This window comes from Dyella flava, assembly GCF_016904955.1.
Lineage (GTDB): Bacteria > Pseudomonadota > Gammaproteobacteria > Xanthomonadales > Rhodanobacteraceae > Dyella_B > Dyella_B flava.
Map to the genome: position 1 here is coordinate 36,543 of NZ_JADIKE010000019.1, position 16,099 is coordinate 52,641.

14 protein-coding genes are annotated in these 16,099 nt (G+C 58.8%); 7 read left to right on the forward strand and 7 right to left on the reverse strand.

Translation table 11 applies throughout. The features are described 5' to 3' along the window. Position 1 precedes the first annotated feature (1 nt). From ISP19_RS01245 to ISP19_RS01275, 7 genes are read right to left on the reverse strand one after another with little or no spacing between them, the layout of a single operon-like run. Positions 2–1,108 carry a glycosyltransferase family 4 protein gene (locus tag ISP19_RS01245; RefSeq protein WP_204678772.1) on the reverse strand — a complete coding sequence of 369 codons (1,107 nt, stop codon included), beginning with the start codon at positions 1,106–1,108 and terminating at the stop codon, positions 2–4. Next, a complete protein-coding gene (locus ISP19_RS01250; RefSeq protein ID WP_284384856.1) occupies positions 1,093–2,598 on the reverse strand; it encodes an O-antigen translocase in 1,506 nt (501 codons plus the stop codon). Before ISP19_RS01250 ends, ISP19_RS01245 begins: the two co-directional genes overlap by 16 nt. Further along, positions 2,595–3,698: a DegT/DnrJ/EryC1/StrS family aminotransferase gene (locus ISP19_RS01255; protein WP_204678776.1), complete on the reverse strand. Its 1,104-nt coding sequence runs from the start codon at positions 3,696–3,698 to the stop codon at positions 2,595–2,597. The genes ISP19_RS01250 and ISP19_RS01255 overlap by 4 nt, the downstream gene beginning before the upstream one ends. Further along, a complete protein-coding gene (locus ISP19_RS01260) occupies positions 3,695–4,630 on the reverse strand; it encodes a WxcM-like domain-containing protein (RefSeq protein ID WP_204678778.1) in 936 nt (311 codons plus the stop codon). Before ISP19_RS01260 ends, ISP19_RS01255 begins: the two co-directional genes overlap by 4 nt. Before the next feature lie 8 nt (positions 4,631–4,638). After that, on the reverse strand, positions 4,639–5,052 hold the full coding sequence (locus tag ISP19_RS01265; RefSeq protein WP_204678780.1) for a nucleotide sugar dehydrogenase: 414 nt from the start codon (positions 5,050–5,052) through the stop codon (positions 4,639–4,641). A gap of 48 nt (positions 5,053–5,100) precedes the next feature. Then, complete coding sequence (locus ISP19_RS01270) at positions 5,101–7,308, reverse strand: polysaccharide biosynthesis tyrosine autokinase (protein ID WP_204678788.1); 2,208 nt, start codon at positions 7,306–7,308, stop codon at positions 5,101–5,103. A 50-nt stretch (positions 7,309–7,358) separates the two neighbouring features. After that, positions 7,359–7,793 carry a low molecular weight protein-tyrosine-phosphatase gene (locus tag ISP19_RS01275; protein WP_204678790.1) on the reverse strand — a complete coding sequence of 145 codons (435 nt, stop codon included), beginning with the start codon at positions 7,791–7,793 and terminating at the stop codon, positions 7,359–7,361. Positions 7,794–8,004: 211 nt separating this feature from the next. On the opposite strand from ISP19_RS01275, the gene ISP19_RS01280 reads away from it, so the two are divergent. From ISP19_RS01280 to ISP19_RS01310, 7 genes are all read left to right on the forward strand, one after another. Further along, on the forward strand, positions 8,005–8,313 hold the full coding sequence (locus tag ISP19_RS01280) for a hypothetical protein (protein ID WP_204678792.1): 309 nt from the start codon (positions 8,005–8,007) through the stop codon (positions 8,311–8,313). A gap of 174 nt (positions 8,314–8,487) precedes the next feature. Next, positions 8,488–9,519, forward strand: coding sequence for a polysaccharide biosynthesis/export family protein (locus ISP19_RS01285; protein ID WP_204678794.1), 1,032 nt, complete (start codon positions 8,488–8,490; stop codon positions 9,517–9,519). 12 nt (positions 9,520–9,531) lie between these two features. Beyond that, complete coding sequence (locus tag ISP19_RS01290; protein WP_239556346.1) at positions 9,532–10,287, forward strand: YjbF family lipoprotein; 756 nt, start codon at positions 9,532–9,534, stop codon at positions 10,285–10,287. Beyond that, entirely contained in the window at positions 10,284–11,066 is a 783-nt protein-coding gene (locus ISP19_RS01295) for a capsule biosynthesis GfcC family protein (protein ID WP_239556348.1), read from the forward strand. The genes ISP19_RS01290 and ISP19_RS01295 overlap by 4 nt, the downstream gene beginning before the upstream one ends. Beyond that, the gene (locus ISP19_RS01300; protein WP_239556350.1) at positions 11,063–13,252 is read left to right on the forward strand and encodes a YjbH domain-containing protein; all 2,190 of its coding nucleotides are present in this window, start codon (positions 11,063–11,065) and stop codon (positions 13,250–13,252) included. The genes ISP19_RS01295 and ISP19_RS01300 overlap by 4 nt, the downstream gene beginning before the upstream one ends. A gap of 294 nt (positions 13,253–13,546) precedes the next feature. Next, the gene (locus ISP19_RS01305; RefSeq protein ID WP_204678796.1) at positions 13,547–14,704 is read left to right on the forward strand and encodes an undecaprenyl/decaprenyl-phosphate alpha-N-acetylglucosaminyl 1-phosphate transferase; all 1,158 of its coding nucleotides are present in this window, start codon (positions 13,547–13,549) and stop codon (positions 14,702–14,704) included. 291 nt (positions 14,705–14,995) lie between these two features. Then, the gene (locus tag ISP19_RS01310; protein WP_239556352.1) at positions 14,996–15,985 is read left to right on the forward strand and encodes an aldo/keto reductase; all 990 of its coding nucleotides are present in this window, start codon (positions 14,996–14,998) and stop codon (positions 15,983–15,985) included. Positions 15,986–16,099 lie beyond the last annotated feature (114 nt).

The following is a 16,099-nucleotide window of genomic DNA, read 5'->3' on the forward strand; positions in this document are numbered from 1 at the left end:
TCTAAGCAAAAAGCTGCATGAATTCTTCGGCCACCGATTCCCAGTAGAAGCGACCGACCGCCTGAGCCGCCTCATCAAGCTTCACCTGCAGCTTGTGCGTGGAAAGGGTTGACACGTCCTTGAATGCCTCGACGATGGCCTTCGCATCGTGCACAGGTACGATCCAGGAGTTGATCGGATCTGCCGGCAGATAGCCCGTGGTGATGACCGGCGTGCCGCATGCCATCGCCTCCAGCACAGGGTAATGGCATGCGCCGAGTTGAACGGTACCCGGCGCGACCAGTACGTCGACAGCGCGGTAGTAATTGGCCAGTTCGTGATCGTTGCTGGGCACGACTACTTCCGCGCGGTCATGGCGCCAACCCGCAGGAAGGTTCCCAAAGGCAATCTTGAGTCGCACATGCGGATCGATCCGCGCATACTCCTCGAATGCCTCCAATACGTACTTGACGCCTTTAGACGGTTCGTGGCGACCGATCACACCGATCGTCCACGGAAGGCCCTGCGCAAAACTGGGCGTGTCTGCGCGGCGGAAGAACAGATCCCTGTCCACCCCCGGCGGGACCCAATGCCTGGCACGCACGCCTTTGTAACCGATGTATATCGGCGCATTGGCAATCTGGTTTAACGGAAGTCGGTAGCTCAGTGCCGAAAGCGATCCGAGCACCTTACTCTTCCATCCGCCCCTAAGTTGGTAGTACTCCGGTTCATAGGCTTGTACGTAGTAAAACTTGCGGGCACGTCCTGCTTTGGCCGCCGCGACCGGGAGCGTAGTCAAGGAATGATTAGCCAGGATGACATCGTATCCAGCTGCAATCTTCCGCAAGCCACGTAGCATACCCAGGTAGATGGCGATAACACCCGGCTTGCCATGATGTGGCGCAGCGTCCACGCTCTCCGATACAAGGCATCCATGGATGTTGAAAACTTTGATGCCCGCCTTCGTGGGAAAGTAAGGCGCAGCCATCTGATGGTGTACAAGAAAGTCCACCGTGTGGCCCGCATCGACCCAGCGGCTGGCAAGCTCCGAAAGTACGCGGTAGCCGCCCGCCACACCAAATCCGATGATGGGGATCAGTATTCTCTTGGGACTCACCTGACTATCCATGCCTTTGACGTCAAGCGTCGTAATTTCGCGGCGAGAGGCACACCGATCTCGCTTAGTTCGCCCAGACGCCTGAGCGCGTACACGCTGTAGCCCGCGCATGCGCACAGACCAACCGCGGCACCGGCCCGGCCATCCCAAACGGAAGCGAAGTGCACCATGACTCCCAATCCGATGAGCGCCATGAGTTGAAAGCGCACCCTGCCATCCCAACGGAACCCGGTGCGCCTTCTGGCAAACGTATAGGTAAAAAGCAAGTAGAAAGCGTACATGCCGACGAACGCCACCCCTGTGCTACGAATACCCAACACAGGTAACCCGATCCAGGTCAAACCGATAAACAAGGCCATAGCCATGCTTTCGGACAGCATGTAAATGCGGCCCGAGCCCGATGCCAGGATGACGTAGGCGAGCGGGAAGCCTGCAACCTTCATGATGTCGCCCAGCACTTGCCAGCGCAGTATGTCCACCGCCTCATTGAAGCGGCTTGAATAAAGCAGGTCGATCACCCACGGAGCCAGACCGAGCAGCAGCATGAACAAAGGACCGGCCAACAGAAGCGCGACTTCCGACTGCTCATTGACCATGCGATTGGCGAGTGCGCGGTCATGGATGGCTGCGGTCAGGCGTGGGTAGTAATCCGTTCCCATCGCCGTGAGCACAAACCCGATGTAGGTCATTGAGATCGCCCAGGCCGCCTGGAAATGGCCGAGCGCTTCCGCACCCAATTTTTTCTGAACCAGACTACGAACAACAAGCTGGCCGACCGTCGTCGCCAGCCCCGCGATCATGAATGCCGAGCCGAGAGTGGCCAAAGCGGTGAATTGACGCATGAGCTGCGCGAAGGGCGCACGAACCGCAGCCTCGGTCCTTGGTAAGCGAGAGACATACACATGCCCTGTTATCAACGTGAGCAGCGGCGCAGCCAGCACGAATACGATGAGGCCGTCTTTGCCCATCATGTACAACGCGCCAATGCCCAGCAGCGTGGCAAACAGGCTGGAAAGGACGTTGATCCTGGCGATATCACCGATCCGTCGAAGCCCGGTGAGCAACGCCAGTTGCGACCCACTGGCCACGGTCATCGCCACCCCAAGTGCCAGCCAGGCCACATCGGATGACAGCGCCAGATTCCCCAGCACGCTTTCGGCTAGCAACCGATGCAACGCTAGAAAGATCGCGCCACCGAGCACGGACAGGATCAGCGTGCCCCAGAACAATGCCCGCCGCGCAGCGGTCACCGCCACCGGGTCGTCCCGTCCCACCGCCTCAGCGACTTGCCGCGTTCCGACATTGCCCAGTCCGAGTGCGGACATCATCGACGCGGTGGCCATCAGGTTCTGCAGCAAACCGATCAAGCCAACACCGACCGGACCGAGCAGCAGCGCAGCGGCCTTAGTGCGGATAAGACTGATCAGTACGTTCAGCACCGAAGCTCCACCAACAATCGAGGTGGAGCGCAGGATCTGCCGATGTGAACTGCCTTCGCTCACCGCTCCCCAGCCCATCGCCTGATCGATTCGGCAACAAACGTCGCCTGCGACATTTGCAAATGCGGCCCCAACGGGAGACTCAGCACTTCGTTGGCCATGCGTGACGCCAAGGGAAATCGATCCACGCCATCTTGTTCGCCGCCGTAAGCCTCCTGCTTGTGCGGCGGAATTGGATAATGAATGAGGCTGCCCACGCCTGCCTTGTCGAGCTGACGCTGCAGGGCTTCGCGCTGTGGATGCGCGACCACAAACAGGTGCCAGGACGGCTCCGCCCAAGAGGGAACTTCCGGCAACGTCAGGCCGGTGTCGGCGAGCTCGCGGATATAACGCTGCGCCAGCGCGGCGCGGCGCGCATTCCAAGCATCCAGGTGTTTCAGCTTCACCTGTAGAACGGCCGCATGGATGGGATCCAGCCGGCTGTTGTAGCCCTGGCTTTCGTTAACGTATTTCACCCGCGAACCATAGTTTCGCAGCACACGAATACGGTCTGCCAGTTCCGCGGAATCGGTGGTGACGCCGCCGGCATCTCCCAATGCGCCGAGGTTCTTTCCAGGGTAGAAACTCCATGCCACAACATCGCCATGAGCACCGACACGGCGCCCTTTGTAGCGCGCGCCATGTGCTTGCGCAGCATCCTCCAGCACACGCAGGCCATACTTGCGCGCCACGGCCAGAATCGCATCCATATCCGCCGGCTGTCCGTACAGATGAACAGGCAGAATGACCTTCGTGCGTGCGGTAATCGCAGCCTCGATCCGTTCTGGGTCCAGGTTGTATGTGGTGGCGATGGGCTCGACAGGAATCGGCGTGGCGCCACACTGGCTGACCGACAGCCACGTCGCGATATAAGTATTGGATGGCACGATCACTTCGTCGCCAGGACCAACGTCCATCGCGCGCAGCGCCAAATGCAGCGCATCGAGCCCATTGGCAGTACCAATACAATGGCCCGCACCGCAATAATCGGCAAAAGCCTGCTCAAAGGCCTCCACTTCCTGCCCGAGTATGTACCAACCGGACGACACCACCCGATTCACAGCCGCATCGAGCTCTTCCCGCAGCTCCTCGTAAGGAGCCTTCATGTCCAGAAATGGAATCATTTAGACTCACCTGTCAATGCGAGAAAAGCCTCATAGTCACGGATGTAGTCATCGGCATCGTAGTGATGCGACGCAAACACCAGCAGCATCGCATCAGAGGAATACTTGTACTGCACACCCCATACCATGGGGCGCAGGTGCAGACCCAATTCAGGACGATCCAACACGAACTCCTCGCGCCGCTGTCCATCGTCTGCCAGCACTGTGACACTGCCGCGCACGCATACCAGGAACTGGTGACATTCGCGGTGGGCATGTTCGCCCCGCGTTTCCACGCTCGGCACGTCGAAAACCATGAAGTAGCGTTTTACGGCGAACGGAACACTCCGTTCGAACTCACCCACGCTCAGGCTGCCGCGGATATCCGTGATGCGCGGCAGCCGATACAGTTGCGCGATTTCGCCCGTAACGCTCTTTACCTCGGTGGTTTGCGTCCGGGCCTGGTTCTTGTTGTACGTATCGACATAACCCACGATCCGTGCTGGATTGCCCACCACGATAGCGTTGGGCGGGATTGAGCGGGTCACCACCGCGCCAGCCCCCACCATCGCATTGCGGCCAATCTTCAGTCCAGGAAGAATCGTTGCCCCGCCACCAATGGATACGCCCGAATCAATCCTGGTGGTCAGGAATTCCTCAGGATGCTGGCGGCTTCGAGGAAATTTATCGTTGGTGAAAGTGACATTAGGACCAATAAATACGTCGTCACCAACACGCAGCCCATCCCACAACTGAACACCGTTCTTGATTGTGACGCGGCTACCAATTACTACGTCGTTTTCGACGAAGCAATGCGCACATATATTGCAGTCCTCACCGATCACAGCTCCAGGCAACACAACCACAAACTGCCACAGCCGCGTACGTGCGCCTATCGATGTGGAGGACACGTCCGCAAGCGGATGGATAAAAGCATCTTCAGGCTGTTTCATGAGTGCTCTTAGACTCCGTAGTAGTCGCGATGCCAGCGAACGAAAGAAGCCATGCTTTCTTCGACTGACACTTTCATCTGATAACCGGCCGTGGGCGCCTTGCCCAAAGTTTCGTTGGAACGCACCAGCGGTGACAGATCGGCTCGCTTGGCGGCATCGATGGGAGCCTGGATAGTGACCATGTCAACCCGGCGCTCGCGGATTTCGTCTGGCATCGATGCATAGCGCAAGTGTGAAGCCGCGCGTAACTCCGAGTTACTTACTTCCTGTGTGTCATCGCTTTCTGCGCACAACGCTTCGATGCGCGCAACGTTAACGCCTAAACCTATCATGTCGTAACGCTTGCCGAATGCGACTACTAGTGGCAGTGCCATGTAGCGAAATCCAACGACGGCTATCTTTGTATCCTGCAAACTCGTCATTCGGTATTCCTTTACGATAATTGACCAGCCCTTGAAGTGACTTGCGGATCACTTCGCCGCTTCGTATTCGTAATATCCGTATGAGTAATAGCCCGCACTGCGCTTCTGGACCGCGTTGAAGACAAATCCCTTGATATCTACGCCATTCTGATCAAAACGCTGCTTTGCCAAGGCAATTTCGCGCAGCTGATTGTGACCAAAGCGCACCACCAGCAGACTGGTTCCGGCATGACGCCCGATCACCGCGGCATCGGTAACTGCAAGTACCGGCGGCGTATCGATGATCACCAGATCGTAAAGCCCCATCAGCTCCTGGAGCCGCGCAGTGAACCGCGCGTTCATCAGTAGTTCCGACGGATTCGGCGGCACTTTGCCGCGCGCAATGAAGCTCAGCCCTTCCACACCCGGAACCGATCGAATCGCAGTGGCGCGATCTATCTGGCCGGCGATAAATTCGGACAATCCGTTCTCAGGCTTGCCGCCAACAGCCTTGTGCAATGCGCCCTTGCGCATATCGGCGTCGATAAGCAGTACCCGCCGTCCCGACTGCGCGATCACCACCGCCAGGTTTGAGGATACGAAAGTTTTACCAGCCTGAGGGCTGGCGCCGGAGATCATGAGCAGGTTGTTTTTCGCCTCCAACTGCGCGAAATGCAAGCTTGTGCGCAGGCTTCGCAATGCCTCTGTGGCGAGGTCCGCCGGCGATGTCAAGGCCAATAGATGCTGATTTCCGTCGCTACGAACTCGCTTGTCGCGCAGCGTTATAAGCTCCTCACTCTTGCTAAGCGGAATGGAGGCATACACCGGTAATCCCAGCTGTTCGATATCGGCCGGATTCTCCACGCCCCGATTCAACGTCTGGCGAATAAAAATGAAAGCTGCTGCGAGCAAGGCGCCGAGAATGGTACCGCCCAAGATTACGATGAGCTTCTTCGGCTTGACGGGCTGGGTCACGTCCACCGCGGCGGGGTCGACGACGCGCACATTCCCAACGGTGCCAGCCTTGGCGATTTCCAACTGCTGCGCCTGGTTCAGCAAACCAGCATAGGTATTGTTGCTGACCTGTACATCTTCGGTCAGACGAAGCAAGTCTCGCTGTGTGTCCGGCAGGTCCCCTACTTGTTTGTCCAGATCCGCCTTCTGGGCCTGCAACTGGCCAATCTGTTGCAGCAACGCCTTGTAGGCCGGATGGTCTTTGGTAAAGCGCCGCTCCATGTCGGCTTGCTGCAGCTGCAATTGCTGGATGCTGGTTTCAAGTGCCACGCCTTGATCCAGCAGAGCCTTGGTCTGAAGTGAAATGTTGACGGAATGCGCCTTGATTTGGAATGCGTTGAGCGCGTCCTGGGCTTTATCCAGGCTTTCGCGCGTCAAGGGCAGCTGCTGCTTCACGAATTGCAGGCTATTTGCCGCTTGCGCAGAATTCTTGTCCACGTTCTGCAGCACATAACCCTTGGTAACCTGATCGAGTATCTGCGTAGCCAGCTCCGGATCTTTGTTCTGGTAAGTCAGGCCGATGATGCCTGAGTCCTTACCCTCTTCCGTGGTGGTGATGTCGTATCTCAACTGGCTGATGGTGGCCAACTCGCGGTTGCGCATGACTTCGAATCGCATGCCCGGATTGGCGATCAGCGTCTTGACCTGAATGGTCACCCCGTGCCCGCTGGCAGATTGCCCAATATGCCCATGTAGCAGCGCATTGCCGTCGTCATCCAGCAAGGTATAAGCACCATTTTCGCCAGCGACCAGCGTAAGGGCTTTGCCGAGCAATCCATCGGGCACGTCCAACTGGAAGACATCGAGCTTTTCGCCACCCCATCCATACCTAGCCATGCCCAGCCACGGATTGGCAACGTCGCCAGCCTGCTCTGGTACGTAATGCCGGGCGATGAATCCACCGAACATCGGGAAGTGATGCGGCCTGACGACGATATTCAAATTGAGGTTGTCGACCGCTTTGCCGATCACCGAGCGAGAGGTGATGATCGCAATCTCCGTAAGATCTTCTGAATCGGAAGCGCCCAACGTTTGCGTGATGGCGCTCAGCCCCGGAAGATCCGGTACCTTCTGCTCAACTTGCACCATCGCGTCGGCTTCATAGACGGGCGCCGCCAATACGGCGTAGGCCACGCTAAGCACGAAAAAAATCGAGGTAACCGCGATGATCAACCACTTGTGATCGATCAAGGTGCCAAGCAAGGCATTCAGATCGATTTCTTCGTCGCGTTGGGACGGACTGTGTTCGCGCGCTGAGCTCATTGATGGAATATCGCTGTTCTGTTGTGGCGGTTTTTTATGGCGGGGCTTGTCTACAGGTAACGCAGCCAGCTCTGCACAGCTGGTTCGATACGCGCATAGACATGCTCGAAAGCGGGACGCTGCTGCCGGTAGGGATCCGGAATATCCCGGCCCTCCAGCCACTTATCGAGTAGAAACACTTTGCCGCTGGCTTCGGGAGCCAGCTGGTTGACGGCAAGCAAGTGGTTTTTCTCCATCACCAGCACCAGGTCAGACTCACGCAGCATCGAAGAGGCGAGTTGGCGCGCGCGATGTTCCGCGCCGTCGATGCCCTGTTCCTGCAGCAGTTGCCGGGAGGTGTCGTCCATGGATCGGCCGACCAGCGCACTCAAGCCTGCGCTGCCGATCTGGATATCCCGATGGGCGAGGTGATGACGAAAAAGATATTCAGCGGTGGGGCTGCGACAAATATTGCCCACGCATACGGTCAAAAGCCTTTTGAACACGACGTCCTTTCCCCTGTGGCGCACGCAGAATCCTACGAAGCGAGCACCATCCCCTGTAATGCACTGACTAAAGTAAGTACTGTGCCACAGAATCAGGGCTTGATGAAACTATAAGTATCCTTCCCCTATTGACTTATAAGGCGACTTTGACTGATGACAAGCGAGTCATGATGTGTTTATATTTCATGCGAGTCATGTCAAGGAGCTGTGCATGAAGAAGTTGTTGATCGCTTTGTTGGCTACGGGCCTCGCTGGACAAGCGTTTGCCTCCGTACCTTCCGTATCTTCGAACGCCCCGGCCGGGGTAGCCGGTCAGACGGCGGCGCCCGCTGCCGCCGGCGCCGCCGGGGGGGCAGGCGCCGCAGCCGGTATATCGACGGGCACCCTCGCAGCCATTGGTGCAGGGGTCGTGGTTGCCGCAGGTATCGGCATCGCTGCTTCCAGCAGTAGCAAGGGCAACAACAGCCCGACCACGGGTCATTCGGGCACCAGCGGTACCAGCGGTACCTCGGGCACCTGAAGCTTGATGCTTGGTTGAAATCCGTGCCGGACATGTCCGGCACGTTTTTTTTTGGCTGTGGGAACGAATGCAGTTTCGGGGTGGATCCCAAAGTTGATGAAAACGCTCGCTGTTGTTTCGATGTTGGCATTGGCCACGCTATTGAATGGATGCATGTGGGCCCCAGGCCAGCACATGTCGACAAACAAGCTGATCCGCGGCAACGACGTGGATAGCCGTCTGGTACAGATTGTCCCTATCACCCCAAAACTGTTGGCGATGGATCGTGCCGAAGCGCAGACCGCAACCGTCCCTCCTGAGCTGGCCGCTTACCAGCCGCAGCCATACCGGATCGGTGCGGGCGACACGCTCTACATCACGGTGTGGGATCACCCCGAGCTGACCTCGCCCGCGGGCCCGCAACAGGCCACACTGGCCAACGGCCGCCTGGTGCGGTCCGACGGCACGCTGTTCTATCCGTATGTCGGCGAACTGAAGGTTGCCGGCATGACGATCGAGCAACTGCGCGCGGCGATCACCGAGAAGCTGACCAAATACATCCAAAACCCGCAGATCGACGTCAACGTGGTGGGCTACGCCAGCCAGTTCATCACGATCAAGGGTGCTTTCATCAAGACCGATCCCCAGCCGGTGACTGCCGTACCGTTGACATTGGAGCAGGCCATCGGCGTGGCCAGCATCAACTTGGCAGACGCCGATCTTTCCGGTCTCGTGCTGACCAGGGATGGCCAAAACTACACCATCAACCTGGACGCGCTCGATAACGGCAGCGCCGTCATACCGCGTATTTACCTCAAGCCGGGTGATCAGGTTTACCTGCCTTACAACGACCGTCACGAAGCCTATGTGATGGGCGAGGTCAACCGGCCACTGGCTATTCTTTTCAAGACCAGTGACCTTACCTTGACCCAGGTGCTGGGCAAAGCCGGCGGTCTGAACCAGACATCTGCCAAGGGCAATGCCGTCTACGTCATTCGCGGCGTCAAGGACCTGCAAAAGGAACCGGCCACGGTTTACCAGCTGGACGCGCGTTCACCGGAAGCCTTTGTGCTTGCCGATCAATTCAAGATCAAGCCAGGTGACGTGGTGTTCGTCGGGCCAGCCAGCGTGACGCGCTGGAACCGTTTCATCAGCCAGATCCTGCCTTTGACCAGCGTTCTCAGCAACGCGGCGGTTTCGGATTACTACATCAATCCGACCAAGTAAGGAACGGACGCCTTGTCCACCAGGGGAAAACATCGCGATGGCGCGATCGCCATCGCTGTGATTCGATGCCTTTCGGCGATCCGCCGGAACGTGCAGGCGTGTGTATTGGTGCGTCTGAGCCGTTGCCTATGGCCGCTCGCACTGGCCAGCGTAGCTGGCTGCACGACGCTTTCTTCCAGTTTCGTCGATACGATGAAACTGGTCGCCAACAGTCATTTCTCTAAAGCGCCCACGCTTGAACAGGTCAATGCCAATCCTTACGCGCAGTTGGAAGTACAGACGGCGCAGGAAGGCCAGGTTGTGCTGGTGCTGGGCAATGTGGATGGGACGCGTGAAGTCTGGTACGGCAATCCGCATGTCGCGGTGTTCACCGAGCATGGCCGCGTCGTCCAGACCGTTGGTTTCAATCACGACCTCGATGGCTTGCATGCGCCGGCCGACGATCCGTTTGTCCGCGGATTGCAAATGCTCGCCGTTCCGACTGATTACATCCGCACCGAGGATTGGGCCCCTGGCTACCGTTACGGTGTCATCGTCAATGCCCGGCTGGTGCCCGCCGGTCGCACGCAGATCACCATTCTCGGCGTGCCGCATACCGTGCTGCGCGTGGACGAAGAGCTCAGTGCTCCGGCAGCTGGCTATCGCGCCACTAATCATTACTGGGTTGATCCGGGCAACGGCTTCGTGTGGAAGAGCGAACAGCATGTATCGCCCGAGCTGACCCTGACTCTGACCGTGTTGCGCCCCTATCGCGGGAGCCAGCCATGAAGCGGCATATGGCGCTTTGCGCGATGCTCGTTGCCTTGCTGCCGGCGTCACCGGTCGCGGCGCAATTGCGAGTACGTGTCGAGGGAGCCGTAGCGAAAGCACAGACGCTTTCGCTGCCTGATCGCTCGCATCTGAGCGACGCTGCACTGGCGGCCCAAGTATTGCCACAAGCGTATTCGCTGGGAGCGGCATGGCTGCGGTTTTCCCAGCTCAAGCCACAGACCGGACTCAAGGCCGGCGTGCTGTTCGATCTGACCAGCCTCGGTTCGCAAGCCCTGCTCCATCAGCAGAATGAACTGGCCACCTTGGCCGCCGACCTGCATGACTGGATCGAGGCGATGCCGGTGACCGGCCGTACGCCGGCGATGCTCGATCCACGCGCGGTGGAAATCACGCCGGATGCGAACATGGGCATGGCCGATAGCGATCGCCTCTACTATCCCTTGCGGCCGAGCACGGTACGCATCGTCGGTGCAGTTCAACAGCGCTGCGAACTGCCGCTGCAACCCTTGCAGGATGCACGGCTTTATCTGGCTTCGTGCACGCTCAGCCCGCTGGCGGATCCGGATTGGATTTATGTCATCGAGCCTGACGGCCGCGTATTCCGGCAAGGCATTGCATTGTGGAATCGCTCGCCCGCCTTGTCGCTGGCGCCTGGTGCGATGGTCTACGTGCCGATTCGGGAAGGCCGCGCGGCCACCGTCGATCCGCAACTCAATCACGACCTGGCTGCATTTCTGGCCACGCAGATCCTGCCAGGCCCAGGGGGAACGCCTTGAAACGCTCGTCCACGCATTACGGGCGGGCTCGTCACTCTTACGTCCGGCCGCGAAATAAACTGTCGCTCGCCTGCCGCGCGCTGTTTCGGCCACATTACGCATACCTCCTGCCACTGACGGGCCTGCTCTTTGCAGGCCTGGCCCATGCAGACATTGCGCCTACCGAGAGTGACTGGGGCGGCACCGGCCTGCTGCAGACGCCTTCCGCACAAATGGCGCAGGAAGGCGAGTTGGGCATCGAAGTGACGCATGTGTCTCCGTACACCCGCTACAACTTCACGCTGCAACCGCTGCCCTGGCTGGAAGGCATCTTCCGCTATACCGATATCGACAATCGCGCTTACGGACCCGCCGTGCTCAGCGGCGATCAGACCTACAAAGACAAATCGATCGACATAAAGGTACGCGTGTGGCGCGAAAGCCATTACCTGCCCGATGTCGCGATCGGCATCCGCGACGTCGGTGGCACGGGCTTGTTTTCCAGTGAATACGTGGTCGGCAGCAAACGCTTCGGGCCGATCGAGGCAAGCCTGGGCATGGCCTGGGGATACATGGGCAGCCGGGGCGATATCGACAACCCGTTGAGCATTTTCAGCAGCCGTTTCAACACGCGCCCCTTGTGCGGCGATGCCGTGGGCGGCCAGTTTTGCAGCGATGATTACTTCCGCGGCCCTGCCGCGCTCTTTGGCGGTTTTTCTTATCAAACGCCATGGGACCCGTTGACGCTCAAGATCGAGTACGAGGGTAACAACTACCAGCACGAACCGCTGGGCGAAAAGCTCAAGCAGGACACGCCGGTAAACGTCGGCGCCGTATTTCGCCTGAATCGCAACGTGGATTTCAGCGTTGGATTCGAACGTGGCAACACGGCCATGCTCGGAATCACCCTGCACACCAATATTGCCCAGGCGACCCCACCGCCGAAGCTGCTCGATCCCCCGCCACCGCCCCGACCAACCACGCCGCCGCAGCAGCCGCCCGAGCAGGTGAACTGGGCGGACGTAAGTCGCGAGTTGCAGAACAACGCCGGACTCAAGGTAAGTAAGATCGCGCGTAGCGGCAGCGAGCTGATCGTCACTGGCGAACAAACCAAGTACCTCTATATCGCCCAGGGCATTGGCCGCGCGGCACGTGTGCTGGACAACCATGTCGGTCCGGGCATTGACTGGTACACGGTGGAATCGACCAACGAAAGCCTGCCCGTCGTCGATACCAGCATCAACCGGCATATCTTCGACGACCTGCTCGATCACCAGATCGACTTGGATGATTTCCAGCGCAGTGTGGAACAGGATGCCCCGCAGCCGCGCCAGGAAGAGGTGCTTTACCAAGCTACGCCGAAAGCATTCGATGGTGGCCTTTCACTCACCTATGCCCAGAGCATGGGCGGCCCCAACGCCTTCATCCTTTACCAGATCGCGGCCAACTACGACGCCGAATACCACTTCGCGCCTGATCTATGGTGGAGCGGCACCGTCAGCGCCAACTTGGTCAACAACTACGACAAATTCACCTACACGGCGCCGAGCGACTTGCCGCGCGTGCGCACCGATATCCGGCAATACCTGACCAGCTCGGATATCACCATGCCCAATTTCCAGCTGACCACAGCGCACCAGCTAGCCGATGGCCTCTACGGCATGGCCTACGCCGGCATGCTGGAAAGCATGTTCGGCGGCGTCGGTGGCGAGACGCTTTATCGTCCCTTCGGTGAACGATGGGCGCTGGGAGCGGACATCAACTGGGTCAAGCAGCGCGGCTTCGATCAAGGCTTTACCTTCCGCGATTACCACATCGTCACCGGCCAGGCCACACTGTATGTCGACACCGGCGTGCAGGATGTCACTGTGGCGGTGAGTGCCGGGCGCTACCTGGCCGGCGACTGGGGCGGCACTATCGATATCTCGCGCGAATTCCGCAACGGAGTACGCATGGGCGCCTATGCCACCCTGACCAATGTCGACGGCCGACAGTACGGTGAAGGCAGCTTCGACAAAGGCATCTACATCTCCATCCCGTTCGATCTGATGCTGCCCGAATCCACCGTCGAACGCGCGGGATTCCTATGGGAGCCGCTCGTCCGTGACGGCGGCGCGCGTCTGCAAAAACGCTACTCGCTCTACACGCTGACCGATGACCTGGACAGCGACAACTTCGACGACAACCTGCAAAAGATCACCTATTGACGCGACAGAAACACTGCGCTCCCTCTGCCATATATACGTGAAAATTGTCAAGTGGCTTTTGGTGATAGTGATCACAGATTGATAGTTCTTGAACAATAAGCCGACCGTCAGGTATTGTCGGAAAAGTTCTAATTTGTGATGCACTTCAAAAAACCGAGAACGCGTTGACGATACCGCCGACGCTTTCCGACGCGCCTGAGGGGGGGCGTCTTATGTACGTGTTGAAGACTTCTCCTCTCCTTGCGTTGGTCAGCCGCCTGGCTCTGATGTCAGATCGACGCAAAGGAGATTTAGATGCAGGACGCAAGTCTAGTCCTTGCTTGTGCGATCGCCGCCGTAGTGTCGTTTTCCGCTATCGGGATCTTGCGCAGGTTTGCCGAACCACTGGGCCTGGTCGACCGCCCCAATGAACGCAAACACCATGTAGGCAATATTCCGCTGATCGGCGGCCTGGCCATTTTCCTGGGGGTCGTCATAGGCGCATGGTGGCTCGGCTATTTCAACGTGTATCCGCGTGTGCGGATCATTATGGAAACGGCCGCCGTGCTGGCCCTGATCGGCGCGCTGGATGATCGTCACGACTTGAGCGTGGAGTCACGTCTGGTGGTGCAGGTCGCAGCCATTCTGACCGTCATTGCCAGCACCGGTCTCTATATCGAAAGCCTGGGCCATCTCTTTGGGCACCAATTGCACCTGGGATTGGCAGGCATACCGTTTACCGTGTTCGCAGTGATCGGCCTGCTCAATGCCTTCAACATGATGGATGGCATTGATGGCCTTGCTGGGGGACTGTGCCTGGTGAGCGTCTGCACCATTGTGCTGTTCAGCGACTCGTTCGGGTCGCGTGGCTTCATGAACATCACGATCCTGCTGGCCGCGGCAGTACTGCCCTATCTCGCCTGGAATCTTGGATTCTTCGGCCGCAAGATCTTCATGGGCGACGCCGGAAGCATGGTGATCGGGTATCTGCTGGCCTGGGCGTTGATCAGCGCGAGCCAACATCCCTCGCATCACCTCTCGCCCGTCGACGTGCTGTGGTGTGTCGCGCTGCCTGTGCTGGATACGATCGCGGTGATGTACCGCCGTATGCGCAATGGCAAATCGCCCTTCAAAGCCGATCGCGGGCATATCCATCACATCCTGCTATCGGCCAGCCTCAGCGCCCGCCGCACCCTGCTCTGCCTGATTGCACTCGCAGGCGCCCTCGCCTTCCTCGGTTCCGTCGTTCGACTGTTCGGAAGTGCCGCGAGCCTTTTGACGTTCTGCGGACTAATGGGCGTATACGTACTCCTGACCGCACGCATCTCGACACGGCAGGAAGCTCGCAAGGTCATTGCTCAATCGGCGTTTGTCGCGGCCAACGATGCGGACATCGGTCCATCCGGCAAGGTCATGCCACAACGCACGCCAATGTCTTGTCCGCAGCCCGAGGCAATCGCCGAAGACTCGTGAACATCCAAGCCATATGAGTGTCGACGCCAAGGCGGAATAGCCAGTAGTCACGTCTTGTGATGCTGGGTGTCGATAAAGCGCCCGACGTACTGGCTCAAACGTGATTTCATTCGCGTCGATCGGCGCTGGCGGCATGTTGAATTTTGCCATGGGCCCCAAACCTTCCAAATGGGCGCCCAATGCGTAGCGACCAGCGCTGCCATAGAGCGTCGCCATTAGGAATGGCATCCATTCCCGGATAGCTGAACGCATGCCACGCCGCACCGTAAGCATTACGAGGACAAGACAGTCATGACGCTACAGACACGAAAGCTCGGCAGCCAGGGGCTCGAAGTTTCGGCCATCGGCCTGGGTTGCATGGGCATGAGCCAATCCTACGGGCCGGCCGACGAAACCGAATCCATCGCCACCATACATCGCGCGATCGAACTCGGTTGCACCTTCCTGGATACCGCGGAAGTCTACGGGCCGTTCATCAACGAGGAACTGCTCGGCCGCGCTCTGGCCGGCAAGCGCGACCAGGTCATCCTCGCCACCAAGTTCGGTTTCAAGATCGAAGGTGGCAAGAGTCACGGCACGAATAGCCGCCCCGAACACATCCGTGAGGTGGTGGATGCGTCGCTCAAGCGACTGCGCACCGATCACATCGACCTGCTCTACCAGCACCGCGTCGATCGCAAGGTGCCGATCGAAGATGTGGCCGGCACCGTCGGTGATTTGGTGAAACAAGGCAAGGTGCGCTTCTTCGGGCTATCCGAAGCAGGCGCAGACGCCATTCGCCGCGCGCACGCCGTGCATCCGGTATCGGCGCTGCAGAGCGAGTATTCGCTGTGGGAGCGCAACCTGGAGCAGGACATCATTCCCCTGTTGCGTCAACTCGGCATCGGCCTGGTGCCGTTCTCGCCCCTCGGGCGTGGCTTCCTCGCCGGTGAAGTCAAACGGGCGGAGGAATATCCGGAAGACGACTTCCGTCACAACGACCCTCGCTACCAAGGCCAGAACTACGATGCCAACGTGCAGGCCGCGCAAATCGTGCGTGACGTCGCCGCAGAACTGCACGCCAAGCCCGGCCAGATCGCGCTGGCCTGGCTGCTGCACAAGGGCCAGGACCTCGCACCCATCCCCGGCACCAAGCGCCGCACTTATCTGGAACAAAACATCGCATCGGCTTCCATCTCGCTCAACGATGCGCAGAGGAAGGTGCTGGATGATGCGCTGGCGCCGGGCAAGATTTCCGGGCTGCGCTATAACGAGAAGATGATGTCGCTGGTGGATCGCTGATTGCACTCAGTCACACCACGTCCGTACTCCCTCTCCCTTCCGGGGAGAGGGTTGGGGTGAGGGGCTGCGCTTGCCTCAACCGACATGGATGCATCGAAGTGTTTTTGTCTGAAT

Bases quoted from the DNA above. Each gene is read 5' to 3' on its own strand.
- ISP19_RS01270 (WP_204678788.1), bottom strand. From the start codon at position 7,308: ATGAGCTCAGCGCGCGAACACAGTCCGTCCCAACGCGACGAAGAAATC.
- ISP19_RS01280 (WP_204678792.1), top strand. From the start codon at position 8,005: ATGAAGAAGTTGTTGATCGCTTTGTTGGCTACGGGCCTCGCTGGACAA.
- ISP19_RS01310 (WP_239556352.1), top strand. From the start codon at position 14,996: ATGACGCTACAGACACGAAAGCTCGGCAGCCAGGGGCTCGAAGTTTCG.
- ISP19_RS01295 (WP_239556348.1), top strand. From the start codon at position 10,284: ATGAAGCGGCATATGGCGCTTTGCGCGATGCTCGTTGCCTTGCTGCCG.
- ISP19_RS01255 (WP_204678776.1), bottom strand. From the start codon at position 3,698: ATGATTCCATTTCTGGACATGAAGGCTCCTTACGAGGAGCTGCGGGAA.
- ISP19_RS01245 (WP_204678772.1), bottom strand. From the start codon at position 1,108: ATGGATAGTCAGGTGAGTCCCAAGAGAATACTGATCCCCATCATCGGA.
- ISP19_RS01305 (WP_204678796.1), top strand. From the start codon at position 13,547: ATGCAGGACGCAAGTCTAGTCCTTGCTTGTGCGATCGCCGCCGTAGTG.
- ISP19_RS01265 (WP_204678780.1), bottom strand. From the start codon at position 5,052: ATGACGAGTTTGCAGGATACAAAGATAGCCGTCGTTGGATTTCGCTAC.
- ISP19_RS01260 (WP_204678778.1), bottom strand. From the start codon at position 4,630: ATGAAACAGCCTGAAGATGCTTTTATCCATCCGCTTGCGGACGTGTCC.
- ISP19_RS01285 (WP_204678794.1), top strand. From the start codon at position 8,488: ATGTCGACAAACAAGCTGATCCGCGGCAACGACGTGGATAGCCGTCTG.